A 14,807-nucleotide genomic window follows, 5' to 3' on the forward strand; every position below is an offset into this window, starting at 1 on the left:
TGAAAGGCGATCGGTGCGCATCGCGGTCCGCGGTAACGGTCTGCTAAGCGACCGGATTCCGGCGAACGGCTTTACCCGACGAGGATAGTCGGTCCGCTCAGAACTTGAAGGCGGCGGAAATCCCCCATTCGCGCGGCCGCCCGTAGCTCGCCTCGGCCAGACCGAACGCACTCGATACGTTGCCCGACACCAGATACAGCGTGTCGGTCAGGTTCGTTCCGAACACCGCCAGCGTGATATCCCGCCCCGGCAGCGTATAGGCCAGTCGCGCATTGAGCAGGCCGTAGCCATCATCGGTGATGATCGGCGAATTGGCGACATCATGATAGATGCGGCTGTACATCGTATAATCCAGCCGGAACGTCAGATCGCTGCCGTCGGCCAGATCCTTGCGGATCTCGGCACCCGTATTGACCGTCCATTCGGGGGCCTTCACGAAGTGGCTGGCAAGCGTGATCGGCAAGATCTGCGTCGGCCCCAAGCCCTGCCCGACACTGGTATATTTGGCGTCGAGATATCCCACGCCGGCATTGAACGTGAACCAACGCGCCGGACGCATCACCGTTTCGAACTCGAAGCCGTTGATGGTGCCCGCGGCGGCATTCGCCACGAAATTCGTCGGTGTCTGGTTCACCGTCAGCTGGATGTCCTTGTACTTCGAATGGAACGCCGCGACGTTGGTGGTCAGCGTGCCGTCCAGCCATTGCGCCTTGATGCCCGCCTCGTAGGTCTTGAGCGTCTCCGGCGCATATTGCGTCACCTCCCCGGCATTATCCAGCGGGCGACCGTTGAACCCGCCCTGCTTGAACCCCTCCGAATAGGATGCGTAGATCAGCAGATCGCGGGAGGCCTTGAAGTTCACGCCCAGGCGGGGCGTGAACTTCTCGAACGTCGCCGATTTCGTCACGTTGACGAACTCGACGAGATCGCGCTGCCGCACGTTGATCGACGTGAAGATCTTGCGATCGCTGGTATAGCGCGCGCCCAACGTGACGCTGAGCCGCGGCACGATCTCGAAATCGAGCTGGCCATATGCGGCCAGGCTGCGATTGTCGGTATAGTTGCGAATGAACACCGCCGGCGTGAACGGCCCGGCGGTGGCGAGCGGCGGCGACAGTCCGATCGCGAGATCGGCCGTCGCGATGTCCGACGCCTTTTCCTTGAAGTAGAAACCGCCCAGCACATACTTCATCCGGTCGCCGAAGGCGCTGCCGGTCAGCTGAAGCTCCTGGCTGAACTGCCACTGCTTGTCGCGGTTGGTGGTCTGGCGGAACACGAACGGCGAATTGTCACCGTCGCGCGTGAAATAGGCCTTCATGTGGCGATAGGCAGTGATCGATTTCAGCGTGGCGCCACCGATCTCGTAGCTCACCGTCCCCTGCGCGCCCCACAGGTCGAGGTCGTTGTCGTTCGGCCCGCCGGCCCAGGTCTCGAACGGGCTGGCGGTGATGAAGCTCGGGTTCAGCGTCGGCTGACCATTGGGCGCGATGATCCCGCGCGTCGGCGCGACGAAGCGGTTGTAATTGGTCAGGAACGGCGTGCCGGTGATACCGGGCGCGTTGCCCACCGCCAGCAGATCGGACGGGGCCGAGGTTTCGCGCGCCCGCGTGTAATCGCCACCGATATCGATCGTCAGCCCGCTGCCTTCGGGCTGGATGCGCAGCTTGGCGCGGACCATCTGCGCCGATCGGTCGCCCTGCGTGTCGCCGTCCAGCAGCCGCTTGACATACCCGTCGCGGTTGAGGCTCGCCGCGGAGATGCGCAGCCCCGCAAGCCCCGGCGCGATCGGGATATTGACCGCGCCCTTCACGTCGATCCGGTCGAAACGGCCATAGGTGCCCTCGAGCCGGCCCGAAAAGTCGTTCAAGTTCGGCGTGGCGGTGTTGATCAGCACCGCGCCGCCAATCGTGTTCTTGCCGAACAACGTGCCTTGCGGCCCGCGCAGCACCTGGACATTGTCGATATCGACCGCGTCCATCACGCCACCGATCGACCGGGCATAATAGACGTCGTCGACATAGAAGCCGACGCCGGGATCGCTGAAGATCGCGAAGTCGTTCTGCCCCACGCCGCGCACGAACACGGTGGCGTTGTAATTGCCGCCCGACAGCGCCGCGGCACCGTCGAAGCGGATGTTCGGGGTGTATTTGGCGATCTCGTCGAGCGTGGCGACGTTGCGATCCGCCAGCGCCGCGCCACCGAAGGCGGTAACGGCGACGGGCACGTCCTGCAGACGTTCCGATGTGCGGCGCGCCGTGACCAGAATCTCGTTGCCCTCCGTCGCGGCGGCGTCCTCCGCTGCGGGCGGCGGCGCGTCCTGCGCGTGCGCCGCGCCGCCGAAGACCATGGCAATCGCGGCTGCGCCGCTGAACAATAGACCCCTCATTTCACCCTCCTGAGAATCGCTTGTGTTTTTGGTGGGACGCGCGGCGCGATCGCACCATGCGCCGCGCGGACCTTGGTCAGCAGGCGGAACAATTCCGCCCGTTCGTCCGGCGTCAGTGGATTGAAGAACTCGGCCTCATGGTCGGCGATCAACTGGGAGATCTCGGCGCGCAGGCGACGACCGGCATCGGTCAGGTGCAGGGCGTTGCTGCGCCGGTCGCGACCGGGCCGACGCTCGACCGCGCCCAGCGCGACGAGACCGTTGACGGTCACCATGGTGCTGGCGCGGTTGATCCCCAGCACTTGGCCGAGTTCGGTCTGATCGCAGCCGGGATGAAGATCGATGAAGATCAGCGCGGTGGCGCGCCCCGGACGGACGCCGAGCTTGGCCATCTCTTCGTGGAGGGCTTCCATCGACAGCATATCTGCGCGGCGCAGCTGATAGCCGATATGCCGCGCGACCTCGCCGATCTCGGCATCCTCGTGCGGCATGCTGTCTCCCCCGATTTATCGTCAGCGTTTTCGCTGTCGAGATATTGTATGTCTGACGTATAGTTATGGCAAGCAGCAATTTTGCCGGGTACTGGGCCGAGTGTGATGATGAAGAGGTGGAGGCTTGATGACGCCTCTCGGCAGATGCCTAGGTCGGATCAAGAGTCTCTAGGTCGCGGGGAGTCAGTCGACCAACAGCCACGGGTTCGCGCCGGCGTGGCGACGCTCTCGGACATAACGACCTATCCGGGCTGGACAGGAAGGCTTGCCGACAGGATTTTCTAAGTATCTATGAGCCGCCCGAACTCGGGCTGCTAATTAGCCAGTCTTCCGTGATGAAACGGAAAAATGGTGCTGCCGGTGAGGATTGAACTCACGACCTCAGCCTTACCAAGGATGCGCTCTACCACTGAGCTACGGCAGCATTTCCACTTTGCGGCGGAAGCGGCCTAAGAGACGAGGGCGGCGTGAATGTCAAGGCGAAGACGGCAATGAATCAGCAGAACGACAAAGCGGAGCGGCTGGCGGCGGCGCTGCGCGAGAACCTCAGGCGGCGCAAGGCGCAGGCGCGCGGCGCCGACGCGCCCCCGCCCAGTCAGCCGCCGGAGGACGATCCGGTCAAGCGATAGGGGCGCATTTCCCCTGCAACCAGGCAAGGTCGCCCGCGTCCATCTGGGGCCCGAGCACCGCCACCACCTGTGCATGATAGGCATCGAGCCAGGCGCGCTCCTCCTGTGTCAGCATGTCCGCGACGATCAGGCCGCGCTCGATCGGGCAGAACGTGAGCGTCTCGAATCCGAGCATGTCCGCATCGCCGTGAGGAAAGGCGCGCGGCTCGACCAGCACGAGATTCTCGATGCGGATGCCGTATTCGCCGGCTTTGTAATAGCCCGGCTCGTTCGAGATCATCATGCCGGCGCGGAGCGGCTCGGCAGGTCCGCCACCGGGATAATTGGGCGGCGCGATGCGCTGCGGCCCTTCATGCACCGAAAGATACGCGCCGATCCCGTGTCCGGTGCCGTGCGCGTAGTCCAGCCCAGCCTCCCAGAGCGGGCGGCGCGCGAACGCGTCGAGCTGCGCGCCGGTGGTGCCGGGCGGGAAGATCGCGCTGGCGAGCGCGATATGCCCTTTCAGCACGCGGGTGAAACGGTCGCGCATCTCGGGCGTAGGCGTGCCGACGGGCACGACCCGGGTCACGTCGGTCGTGCCATCGGCATATTGCCCGCCCGAATCGACCAGATAGAGCTGGCCGGGTTCGATCGGCGCGTTCGAGTCCTCGGTGACGTGATAATGCGGGCTGGCCCCGTTGGCACCGGTCGCTGAGATCGTATCGAACGAGGTGTCGAGCAGCACGCCGGTCGCCTCGCGGAAGTCCTGCAGTTTCGCGGCGGCGGAGAGTTCGCTCTGGCCGCCCTTGGGCAGTTCGATCTCGCACCAGCGCAGGAACCGCGCCAGCGCCGCGCCGTCGCGGGCCGAGGCCGCACGATGGCCGGCGATCTCCGCCGGGTTCTTCAGCGCCTTGGCCAGCACGACGGGATCGCGCTCGGCGATGACGGTCGCGCCGCCCCGCTCCAACGCATCGAAGATCGCCGCCACCGCGCGTTCGGGATCGGCGGCGATGCGCTTGCCGGCATAGACACACAGCGCATCGGCGAAATCGGCGCGAGGCCGCACACGTACGGCGTTGCCGAGATGCTGCGCCACGTCTTCGCCGATCTTGTCGGGCGCGACGAACAGGTCCGCAGTGCCGTCGGCATCGACGATGGCATAGGCCAGGGCGACCGGCGTATGCGCGACATCGCCGCCGCGTACGTTCAGCGCCCAGGCGATCGAATCCAGCGCGGTCAGCACCACCGCATCGGCTTTCTGTTCGGCCAGCCAATCGGCGATCAGCGCGCGCTTTTCGGCCGAGGACGCGCCCGCCCGGTCGTCGCTTTGCACGGATAGCTTCGTATCGGACGGCTGCGGCCGATCGGGCCAGATCGCATCGACCGGGTTGGTATCGACCGCGACCAGTTCCGCTCCGCGTGCCGCCAGCGCGGTGCGCGCCTGTTCGACCCAGGCGCGGGTATGCAGCCACGGATCGTAGCCGATACGACCGCCTTGCGGCGCATGTTCGCCCAGCCAGTCGGCGATGCTGACGGCGGGCACGGGCACGTATTGCCAGTGCGCACCGTCGACCTGCTGGCGCACCTGCAGCGTGTAGCGCCCGTCGGTGAAGATCGCAGCATCCTCCGGCAGGACGGCGGCGGCACCGGCAGAGCCCTGGAACCCCGTGAGCCAGGCGAGGCGCTGGGCATAGGCGCCGACATATTCGCTCATATGTTCGTCGGTCAGCGGCACGACGAAGCCGTCGAGGCGGTCGCGCTTCAGCTGGTCGCGCAGGGCACGGAGGCGGTCGGCATAGGTGGACATCGGAACGGTTCCCGGTAGCGATCTGATCGGCATCACTTCTGGCAGATTTCCCGCGTGCGCAACAGGCGGTGATTGCCTAGGAGCGGCAGCGAAGGAGATTGGGCATGCAGACGATAGGGGTGATCGGGGCCGGGCAGATGGGTGCCGGCATCGCGCAGGTTTCGGCGCAGGCGGGCTATCGCGTGTTGCTGTCCGACGTGTCGAAGGCGCGCGCGGAGGCGGGCAAGGCCGGCATCGCCAAGCAGCTGGACCGGGCGGTGACGAAGGAAAAGATCACGACCGCCGCGCGCGACGAGGCGCTGGCGCGGATCGACTGCGTCGACAGCGTCGCCGACATAGCACCCTGCGGACTGGTGATCGAGGCGGCGACCGAACGCGAGGAGATTAAGCGCGCGATCTTCGCCGAGGTCGGCAAGGTGCTCGGCGCGGACGCGGTGCTCGCATCGAACACATCGTCGATTCCGATCACGCGCCTCGCCCAGGCGTCGCCCGACCCCGCGCGCTTCGTCGGCGTGCATTTCTTCAATCCGGTGCCGGTTATGGGGTTGATCGAGCTGATTCGGGGGCTGGCCACGTCGGATGCGACGGTCGAGACGGTGGAAAAATACGCGCAGGCGCTGGGCAAGAAGGTGGTGCGGGCCAACGACGCGCCCGGGTTCATCGTCAACCGCGTGCTGATGCCGATGATCAACGAAGCGTGCTTCGCGCTCGGCGAAGGCGTGGCGACGATCACGGACATCGACCTGGCCTGCCAGTTGGGCCTCAACCACCCGATGGGACCGCTGACGCTCGCCGATTTCATCGGGCTCGACACCTGCCTGGAGATCACGCGCGTGCTGTTCGAAGGCACGGGCGATCCCAAATTCCGGCCGGCGCCGGTGCTGGTGAAATATGTCGAGGCCGGCTGGTTCGGGCGCAAGACCGGACGCGGCTTCTACGATTATTCGGGCGCGGAGCCGGTGCCGACGCGATGACCCGCCCCGGCCCCTGCCCGAAAGGCAAGGGGCCGACAGGTTACGCCGCCAAAGCCTCCAGCCAGCGCTGGTGCCAGTGCTCCATCCGCCGGGGAAACAGCCGGCGACCGATACGCGCGATCCAGCCGTGCTGGGTTTCCTCGGTCAGGATCGTGCAGCCGCCGTCGGCGAGCGGGGTGATCAGCCAGGCGTGATAGGCGCGGATGCCGAACGCTTCCGCGATCCAGGCGATACGCGTCCCGGGTTCGAATTCCACGACTCGGGTGTCGAGCGCGACGCCGAACGTCCTCCAGCGGAAGCGGGCATCGGCGAACAGGTCGGCGCCGCCGCCCTCCACCCGAACGTCCTGCGCATTGGCATAGATCGCAGGCTAGCCGGAGGCGTGGATCAGGCGAATCCAGACGATGTCCGGCGCGATCGTCGTCTCGATGCGATTGACGACATGGACCGGGCTGTCCGCCGGCGCGAAACCGGGCGGCCAGCGGATCCCGTCGGTCATTGCGGCTTCGCCTGCGCGGGCAGCGCCGTCAGCGCGGCGATCAGCGCCTTGTCGTCGGCCGGGGCGATCGGAGCCTTGTAGACGGTGCGCATCTTGTCGATCGTCGCCTGCCACTTCTCAGCGTTCAGCGCCGGCTGGGCGAGGATCATCTCGGGCGAATGGCAGGCGGTGCACCTGGCGGTGATCAGGTCGCTGCCGGGTGAAGCTGGGAACGCGGCGGTTTCCTCCGGCAAGGTGATGCTGTCGGATGCCAACGTCACGTCGCCGCCTGACACCGTAGCACCGGCGACAGCAGGCGGCAGAGGTTGGCCAGGGGCAACCATGACGATCAGCGCCAGCCAGCCGACCGCCAGCACTGCGAAGATCGCCACCGCGGCGATCGCGATCTTGCGCCCGATCATGCCGCCGTCACTCCGATGCTTTCGATCGCATTGCGCATGAAGCCGGATGGATTCCAGGTCGCCGGCCGAACCTGGGTCTGCCCAGCGGCATTGGTGCAGCGCACGTCGATCCGGTACGTGCCCGGCGGCTGGGCCGGCACGGTCGCCTCCCACAGGCGGAAGCTGTATTTGCCGTGATCGGGGCCGAGCGGCGCGGCGTGCCAGCTGCGCCCGCCATCCATCGACAGATCGACGCGCGCGACCGCGCTCGTCCCGCCCATCGCCAAACCACGGATGTAGAACGGCGAACGCGCCACGACCTTCGCGCCGTTCGCGATATTGGTGAAGAAGGCACGCGGGATCATGCGATTGATCGGGACGGTGGGGAAATCCTTCGCGCCCGGCATCACGTTCGCACCCGGCGTGTCCGGAATGCGATACGCCTTGTCCATCCAGTATCCGGTGTCGGGCGCGTCCAGCACCTCGATCCGGTCGAGCGCCTTGACCCAATAGGTCGAATACCAGCCGGGCACGATCAGCCTGATCGGAAACCCGTTGAGCATCGGCAATTGCGCCCCGTTCATCTGGAACGCGACCATCACCTCGCCATCGCGCGCATGATCGAGTGCGAGCGATTTCTCGAACGGCGCGGCGCCGGGCGGTGGCTTGTCGAGGCCACCCACGCGCACCGCCACCGCATTCGGCGCGACCCCGGCGAGATCGAGCAGATGGCGCAGGCTGACCCCCACCCATTGCGCATTGCCGATCGCGCCATTGCCCCATTGCGCGCCGGGCACGCGGGGAAAGAACAGCCCGCGCGAATTGCCCGAACATTGGTTGATCGCGGCGATCTCGACCCGCGGCATCTTCAGAAGATCGGCCAGCGACACGCTGAGCCGCCGCCGAACCGCGCCGCCGATGTTCAGGCGGAAGCTGCGCACATCGACCGAGGTCGGGATGTCGCTGTAATGCCAGCGGACGAAGAACCGCTCGTTGGGGGTGAAGACCTGCCCGTCGAGCGCATCCATCGGCGTTTCGAGCAACGGCGCGCGGGCACGCTGCAGGATCATGTCGCCCTTGCCGGGAAAACCGCTGGCGACGGAACGGGCGGCATTGCCACCGGGCAGGCCGAGATCGATCATCCCCTGCGCCCAGACCGGCGCACTCACCAGCCCTGCCCCACCCAGCCCGATCAGGCCGAGCGCGCGGCGGCGGCTGAGATCATCCATCGGCCGGTTCACCCATTGGTCTGCAGCGAAAGCGGCGCGAAGCGGGCGATCTGCTGCCCGACCATGCACAATTGATCGACCACCGCCTGGTCGTTCGCCCCACCTTCGTCGTCGAACTTGGTGATCTGCGTATTGATCGCAGCGGCGAACGGCGTCGGCCAGCCGCGCAGCGCATGAACGATCGAGCGCAGGGCGGCGATCGTGCTGCCGGTCGCCTGCCAGCCATAGGCGGTGGCGATCAGCCCGACCGGCATGTCGGCGAGATACGGGCGATCCGCGTCACGCGCGGTCTCCTCGAGCAGATCGAGCGCATTCTTGACCACGCCCGAGATGCTGCCGTGATAGCCGGGCGAGGCGATGATCAGCGCGGAGGCACCACGCACGGTTTCGACGAAATCCTGTTCGTCCGGCGTGCGCGTGGCGGCCTTGGGATCGTAGAGCGGCAGGCGCCCCATCTCCACGCCGCCGAACATGCGGGTGCGGAACCCCTCCCGCCCCGCCGCATCGAGCGCGATCTTCAGCGCGCGCTCGGTGGAGGACATGCCGCCGATCGTGCCGCCGATGCCGACGACCAGGGGCTGTTCGGAAGACTCACTCGTTTTCGGCACTGAATTCTCTTCCGTTCGTCCTGAGCTTGTCGAAGGACCGTACTTCTAACGGCGGTTGAAAAGAAGAACAGGGCTTCGACAGGCTCAGCCCGAACGGGGATGGGCCAGCGCCCTAAGGAACATCACCGCGCGAGCGGCGCGTGATCGATATTGGGCAGCACGTGGCGCGCGAACAGATCCGCCTCCGCCGCGTGCGGATAACCCGAGAGGATGAACGCCTCGATCCCCATGTCGCGATATGCCTGGATCTTGGCCAGCACCTGATCCGGATCGCCGACGATCGCGGCACCGCAGCCGGAGCGGGCGCGGCCGACACCGGTCCAAAGATTGGCCTCGGCATAGCCGTCATCGGCGGCATTCTCGCGCAGTGCGGCTTGCGCGGCGACGCCGGTCGAGGCGGAATCGAGCGATTTGGCCCGGATCGCGGCCCCTTCGGCATCGTCCAGCTTGGAGAGCAGGCGATCGGCGGCGGTGCGCGCTTCGGTTTCGGTATCGCGGACGATGACGTGCGCGCGGTAGCCGAATTTCAGCGTGCGGCCATATGCGGCGGCCCGCGCGGTCATGTCGGCGATGATCGCAGCAACCGTTTCCTGCTTGTCGGGCCACATCAGGAACACGTCGCAGCCCCTGGCGGCGGCATCGCGCGCGTCGGGCGAGAGGCCGCCGAAATAGAGCAAGGGCGCCTTGCCGGAAACGGTGCCGATGCGCGGCGGATCGACCTTCAGCTTCCAGAACTCGCCGTCATGGTCGAGCGCCTCGCCGTTCAACAGGGTCTTGAGGATGTGCATCGCCTCGACCGTGCGGGCGTAGCGCGGGGCGCTAGCCAAGGTCTCGCCGGGCAGGTCGCTGGAGATGATGTTGACGGTCAGGCGCCCGCCGAGCAACCGGTCGATCGTCGCGATCTGGCGCGCGAGCTGCGGCGGCCAGCTTTCGCCGATGCGCACCGCCATCAGCAGCGCCATGCGCCGCAGCATCGGCGCGATCGCGGCGGCGAACGCGGTGGTGTCGATGCCGAGGGCATAGCCCGAGGGCAGCAGGATATTGTCGAACCCGCCGGTTTCGGCCTGCAACACGATGTCGCGGCAATGTTCCCAGCTGGATTTCAGCCTGGCATCGGGCACCCCGAGAAATTCGTAATCGTCATCGCAGAGCGCGGAAAACCAGGAGATTTCGCAAGGCGCGCGGGTCACGGCAGCTTCTCCCCGCGCGACGCGACCAGCACGTCGTACCATTCGGCGCGCGACCAGCGCACCGTGTGCACATCGGCGATCTCGGCGATCCGGCCGACATTCTGCGTGCCGACGATCGGGATGACCCGAGCAGGGTGCGCCATGATCCAGCTATAAGCGGCGCTGGCGCGGCTGACGCCGGCGTCCTGCGCCTTCTTGTCGAGCGCGGCGGCGACGGCATGTTCGCGGGCATTGCCAGGTTCGGCGATGCGCCCGCCACCCAGCGGCGACCAGGCAAGCACGGCGATGTCGCGTTCCATCGTCAGATCGAGCAGGCCGGACGTGATCGGCTCCAGTTCGAGGGCTGAGAATTCCGGCTGCACGGTGGCGAGCGGGATCGTCAGGTAGCTGGCCAGTGCGGTCGTCTGGGCGAGCGTGTAGTTCGACACGCCGACCGCGCGGACCTTGCCCGATGCGACCATCTTCTCGAGCGTCGCGGCGACCTCCTGCGGGTGGGCGAGGATGTCCGGCCGGTGGATCTGGTACAGATCGACCCGGTCGGTCTTCATCCGGCGCAGCGAAGTGTCGAGCGCCGCCTCGAGATAGGCCGCGCTCGAATCGTACGGCACCGGCGGGGTGATGCCGCCCTTGGTCGCCAGTACCATGCGGTCGCGCAAACCGGGCGAGTCGACAAAGATCTCTCCGAGCAGCGACTCGGCATCGCCGAACCCGCCAGCACCGTCGAAACCGTAGATATCGGCGGTGTCGAACAGCGTCACGCCGGCGTCGAATGCCGCCTCGATCAGGGCTCTGCCCTCGCCCGGCGAGACGCCGGCGAAGCGCCACATGCCCCAGGCGATAGGTGAGACCAGCAATCCGCTCTTGCCGAGCGGCCGCATTTCGGGTGTAAGGTGGGTTTCAGACATCGTTGTCATATAAGGGCGAGATCGTTGGGAGAGCAAGTACGATATGGTCTGGTCGGCGCCGGCATGATGGGCGTCGAGCATATCAACAATCTGGCGATCACGCCGGGCGCGGTGGTCACGGCGCTGGCCGATCCGACCGCGACGTCGATCAACTGGAGCCTGAAGGCGCTGGGCGACAGAGCCGGTTCCGTGACGAGTTTCGACTCGGCCGAAGCGCTGGCGAAAAGCGGCCTGTGCGACGCGGTGATCGTCGCCAGCCCGAACTACACCCACCGCGCGGTGCTGACGCCGTTGTTCGACGCGGGCCTGCACATCCTGTGCGAGAAGCCGATCGCCACGACGATCGAAGACGCGCGCTGGATCGTCGACCGGGCGGAAGCGTCGGACAAGGTGTTCTGGACGGCGATGGAATATCGCTACATGCCGCCGGCGGCCGAATTCATCCGCGAAGTGCATGACGGGCGCATCGGCACGTTGCGGATGCTGTCGATCCGCGAACACCGCTTTCCGTTCCTCGAAAAGGTCGGCGACTGGAATCGATTCAGCCGCAACACCGGCGGCACGATGGTCGAGAAATGCTGCCATTTCTTCGATCTGATGCGCCTGATCACGCAGAGCGAGGCGGTGCGAGTCTATTGCTCCGGCGCGATGGACGTGAACCATCTCGACGAGCGCTATGGCGGCGAGACACCCGACATCATCGACAACAGCTACACCACCGTCGACTTCGCCAACGGGGTGCGCGCGATGCTCGATCTGTCGATGTTCGCCGACGGGGCGGAGAATCAGGAAGAGATCGCGGCGGTCGGCGACCAAGCACGGCTTGAAGTGCTGATCCCCGAAGGCGCGATCGTGCATTCGCCGCGCGTCGGCTTCCGCAATGCCAAGCGGGCGACGCGCCGCGTGGTCCATACCGACGAAACCGCGCTGAACGCCGGCAGCCATCACGGATCGACCTTCTACGAGCACCAGAAGTTCAACGCGGCGGTGCGCGGGCAGGGCAAGGTCGAGGTGACGGCGCGCGACGGGCTGATGGCGGTGGCGATCGGCACGGCAGCGGAGATCAGCGCGCGCGAACACCGCGTGGTGGAGATGAGCGAACTCGGATTCTGACGCGAAGCGGGGCTTTGTCGCGGCAAAGCCTGATTGCGCTGTCATAACAACGATGAAGATAATATCCCATCGGATGAATGGGAATTCAGTGGAGGGAAGAATGAAAGCCTTGTATCTGTCCGGCGCGGCCTTGCTCGCATCGATCGCCGCCCCCGCCTCCGCGCAGGTCGCCGCGCCACCGGCCGGCGCACCCGTCACCGATCCGGCGGCGGACGACGCGACGCCCGGCGAGATCATCGTGACCGCGCAGAAGCGCAGCGAACGCCTGCAGGACGTGCCGGTCGCCGTTTCGGTCGTGTCCGGCGACGCGCTCGCCGCGCAGGGCAAGGTGAGCCTGGAGGGGGCGCAATATCTCGTCCCCACGCTCAACTTCCTCAAATCCGGCACGACGCTCAACCAGTCGCTGTTCCTGCGCGGCGTCGGCACCGCGACCTTCTCGATCGCGGGCGAGCCTTCGGTCTCCACCGTGGTCGACGGCGTGGTCTTCGCCCGCGCCGGCGAGGCGTTCGGCGATCTGGTCGATATCGATCAATTGGAAGTGCTGCGCGGGCCGCAGGGCACGTTGTTCGGCAAGAATGCGTCGGCCGGCGTGATCAACATCATCTCGAAGAAGCCGACCCGCGAGCTGGGCGGCTATGTCGAGGCGGGGTATTTCACCAAGAGCGAATTCCGTGGCCGCGCGGTGCTCAACCTGCCGCTGGGCGAGAATGTGCGCTCGCGCGTCACCGGGTTCTACAACAGCTATGACGGCAACATCTACAACACCGCCGTCAACAAGACGGTCAACGGCTTCAAGCATTATGGCGGCCGGTTGCAGATCGAGGCGGATGCGACGCCGGGGCTGAAGCTGAGCTTCATCGCCGATTATCACCGCAACGACGACAATTGCTGCGCCGAGGTGATCGCGACGCCGCCGATCAACACCGCGACCGGTGCCGCGACTACCAACCCTTCGTCCGCCGTGCTGCCGACGCCATATGGGGACCAAACGCGGCAGGTCGCGCAGAACCTCGTCACCGCGACCAAGGAGACGGGCTACGGCTTCTCGCTGCAGGGCGATCTCGACATCGGCGATCACACGCTGACCTCGATCACCGCCTATCGCGACTACAAGAACACGGAAATCCGCGACGGCGATTTCCTGCCGAACGCCTATGTCGGCTTCAACCAGCTGCACGATTTCGGGCCGCAGACCGGGCATACGTTCAGCCAGGAAATCCGCCTCGCCTCGCCGGCCAAGCAGTTCGTCGAGTACGTCGTCGGCGCCTATTATTCGCGCGCCGTGAGCGAACGCATCTTCACGCGCAACGACGTGGTGTGCAACACCAACCCGGGCACCACGCCCAGCCCGCTGGTGCCGTGCGGCAGCACCGGTGCGCCGGCGACGACCTTCCCCACGGGCACCGCGGATTTCGGATCGACCTTCGACAACCTCGCCTTTTTCGGGCAGGGGACGGTCAACGTCGCGCCGCGCTTCCGCGTCATCGGCGGCCTGCGCTATTCGATCGATCACCTCGACGTGTTCCACAAGCGCGTGACGGCGCTGGCCGGACCGGGAATCAACGGCAATTTCGACCAGGGCGTGTTCGATACCGGCGTCTCGAACGGCGTTCCGTTCACCGCCAAGACCAGCAACAACAATCTGTCGGGCAAGGCGGGACTGCAGTTCGACCTGTCGCACGATTCGACCGCCTATGCCAGCTATTCGCGCGGCTATAAGGGCCCGGCATACAACGTGTTCTTCAACCTGACCGCGACCGGCACCAACGTGATCGCGCCGGAAACGTCGGACGCATACGAAATCGGCCTGAAGAACACGCTGGCCGGCGGCAAGCTGGTGCTGAACCTGGCGGCCTATTATGCCAAGTACCACAATTTCCAGGCCAACAACCCGGATCTGGTGGCCGGCGTGGTGGTGACCCGCTTCACCAATGCCGGCGAGGTTTCGACCCGCGGCGTGGAGCTGGACGCGATCTTCCGCCCGGCGCGCGATTTCAGCCTGTCGGGCGGCGTCGCCTATACCGACGCCAAGGTCGACCAGTTCAACGCCCCGGCCGGCGCGGCGGTGGTGCCGTCGGGCACGCCGCTCGGCTTTGCGCCGAAGTGGAAGGGCAATCTCAGCGCCGATTATCGCTGGCGCACCGAAGGCCCGGTCGATCTGCTGCTCGGCGCGCAGGGCTCGTACCAGAGTTCGGAACTGGCGCTGTTCGCGGCGGACGCGGTGCAGCGGCGGCTTGGCACGATCAAGGGCTATGGCCTGGTCAACCTCAGCGCGGGCGTCACCTCGCAGGACGACCGTTATCGCCTGACCTTCCAGGTGCGAAATTTGTTCGACCAGAGCTTCGCGGCATCGATCATCAATGGCGGACCGGGCCAGGCCTATCGCTACCAGATCCCGCGCGATGCCGATCGCTATTATGGCGTGACCGGGCGGGTGACGTTCTGATCCGAGGTTCACCCGCCTTGCCGATCCCGACGGGTCGGCGGGCGGGTGAGGATCCTGCGCGGCTCGAATCCAACGTGCGATCCAAACAACGCCGTCATCCCCGCGCAGGCGGGGATCCATACTGGCTGGGCTGAGTGAGTATCACGAAGCTCGAGGATTATGGATCCCCGC

The 14,807-nt window shown here is 66.0% G+C and carries 14 protein-coding genes and 1 tRNA gene; 4 read left to right on the forward strand and 11 right to left on the reverse strand.

The features are described 5' to 3' along the window. Positions 1-97: 97 nt before the first annotated feature. The 3 genes from ASG11_RS00945 to ASG11_RS00960 all read right to left on the reverse strand — a co-directional run bounded on the left by ASG11_RS00945 (position 98) and on the right by ASG11_RS00960 (position 3,301). The gene (locus ASG11_RS00945) at positions 98-2,386 is read right to left on the reverse strand and encodes a TonB-dependent receptor (RefSeq protein WP_082472522.1); all 2,289 of its coding nucleotides are present in this window, start codon (positions 2,384-2,386) and stop codon (positions 98-100) included. Next, positions 2,383-2,877: a MarR family winged helix-turn-helix transcriptional regulator gene (locus ASG11_RS00950; protein ID WP_055774069.1), complete on the reverse strand. Its 495-nt coding sequence runs from the start codon at positions 2,875-2,877 to the stop codon at positions 2,383-2,385. The genes ASG11_RS00945 and ASG11_RS00950 overlap by 4 nt, the downstream gene beginning before the upstream one ends. Before the next feature lie 349 nt (positions 2,878-3,226). Continuing rightward, positions 3,227-3,301, reverse strand: a tRNA-Thr gene (locus ASG11_RS00960). A 67-nt stretch (positions 3,302-3,368) separates the two neighbouring features. Between ASG11_RS00960 and ASG11_RS18920 the strand changes: the two genes are divergently transcribed. Next, positions 3,369-3,506, forward strand: coding sequence for a hypothetical protein (locus ASG11_RS18920; RefSeq protein ID WP_168371675.1), 138 nt, complete (start codon positions 3,369-3,371; stop codon positions 3,504-3,506). Here ASG11_RS18920 and ASG11_RS00965 read toward each other — a convergent pair. Beyond that, positions 3,496-5,292: an aminopeptidase P family protein gene (locus ASG11_RS00965; RefSeq protein WP_055774073.1), complete on the reverse strand. Its 1,797-nt coding sequence runs from the start codon at positions 5,290-5,292 to the stop codon at positions 3,496-3,498. The two genes, ASG11_RS18920 and ASG11_RS00965, sit on opposite strands and share 11 nt — an antisense overlap. A 104-nt stretch (positions 5,293-5,396) precedes the next feature. Between ASG11_RS00965 and ASG11_RS00970 the strand changes: the two genes are divergently transcribed. Then, positions 5,397-6,266 (forward strand): 3-hydroxybutyryl-CoA dehydrogenase, encoded by an 870-nt coding sequence (locus ASG11_RS00970; protein ID WP_055774076.1) that lies wholly within the window; start codon positions 5,397-5,399, stop codon positions 6,264-6,266. Positions 6,267-6,306: 40 nt separating this feature from the next. Here the strand turns inward: ASG11_RS00970 and ASG11_RS00975 are convergent, their stop codons facing one another. The 7 genes from ASG11_RS00975 to ASG11_RS01000 all read right to left on the reverse strand — a co-directional run bounded on the left by ASG11_RS00975 (position 6,307) and on the right by ASG11_RS01000 (position 11,077). Beyond that, positions 6,307-6,603 carry a hypothetical protein gene (locus ASG11_RS00975; RefSeq protein ID WP_055774078.1) on the reverse strand — a complete coding sequence of 99 codons (297 nt, stop codon included), beginning with the start codon at positions 6,601-6,603 and terminating at the stop codon, positions 6,307-6,309. 33 nt (positions 6,604-6,636) lie between these two features. Continuing rightward, on the reverse strand, positions 6,637-6,765 hold the full coding sequence (locus ASG11_RS19345; protein WP_269083362.1) for a hypothetical protein: 129 nt from the start codon (positions 6,763-6,765) through the stop codon (positions 6,637-6,639). Next, a complete protein-coding gene (locus ASG11_RS00980; RefSeq protein ID WP_082472523.1) occupies positions 6,762-7,166 on the reverse strand; it encodes a hypothetical protein in 405 nt (134 codons plus the stop codon). Before ASG11_RS00980 ends, ASG11_RS19345 begins: the two co-directional genes overlap by 4 nt. Continuing rightward, positions 7,163-8,374, reverse strand: coding sequence for a molybdopterin-dependent oxidoreductase (locus tag ASG11_RS00985; protein WP_055774082.1), 1,212 nt, complete (start codon positions 8,372-8,374; stop codon positions 7,163-7,165). Before ASG11_RS00985 ends, ASG11_RS00980 begins: the two co-directional genes overlap by 4 nt. 8 nt (positions 8,375-8,382) lie before the next feature. Next, a complete protein-coding gene (locus ASG11_RS00990; protein WP_201781248.1) occupies positions 8,383-8,982 on the reverse strand; it encodes an NADPH-dependent FMN reductase in 600 nt (199 codons plus the stop codon). Between the two features lie 122 nt (positions 8,983-9,104). Continuing rightward, complete coding sequence (locus ASG11_RS00995) at positions 9,105-10,172, reverse strand: LLM class flavin-dependent oxidoreductase (RefSeq protein ID WP_236697336.1); 1,068 nt, start codon at positions 10,170-10,172, stop codon at positions 9,105-9,107. After that, positions 10,169-11,077 carry an aldo/keto reductase gene (locus ASG11_RS01000; RefSeq protein ID WP_055779985.1) on the reverse strand — a complete coding sequence of 303 codons (909 nt, stop codon included), beginning with the start codon at positions 11,075-11,077 and terminating at the stop codon, positions 10,169-10,171. The genes ASG11_RS00995 and ASG11_RS01000 overlap by 4 nt, the downstream gene beginning before the upstream one ends. Positions 11,078-11,101: 24 nt before the next feature. Here ASG11_RS01000 and ASG11_RS01005 point away from each other — a divergent pair, with 24 nt between their 5' ends. Both ASG11_RS01005 and ASG11_RS01010 read left to right on the forward strand, forming a co-directional pair. Beyond that, complete coding sequence (locus tag ASG11_RS01005; RefSeq protein WP_082472524.1) at positions 11,102-12,190, forward strand: Gfo/Idh/MocA family protein; 1,089 nt, start codon at positions 11,102-11,104, stop codon at positions 12,188-12,190. A gap of 100 nt (positions 12,191-12,290) precedes the next feature. Then, positions 12,291-14,636, forward strand: a complete 2,346-nt coding sequence (locus ASG11_RS01010) for a TonB-dependent receptor (RefSeq protein ID WP_055774088.1) — start codon at positions 12,291-12,293, stop codon at positions 14,634-14,636. Positions 14,637-14,807: the final 171 nt, after the last annotated feature.

Origin of the sequence: Sphingomonas sp. Leaf357 (assembly GCF_001423845.1) — a bacterium.
Taxonomy (GTDB): domain Bacteria; phylum Pseudomonadota; class Alphaproteobacteria; order Sphingomonadales; family Sphingomonadaceae; genus Sphingomonas.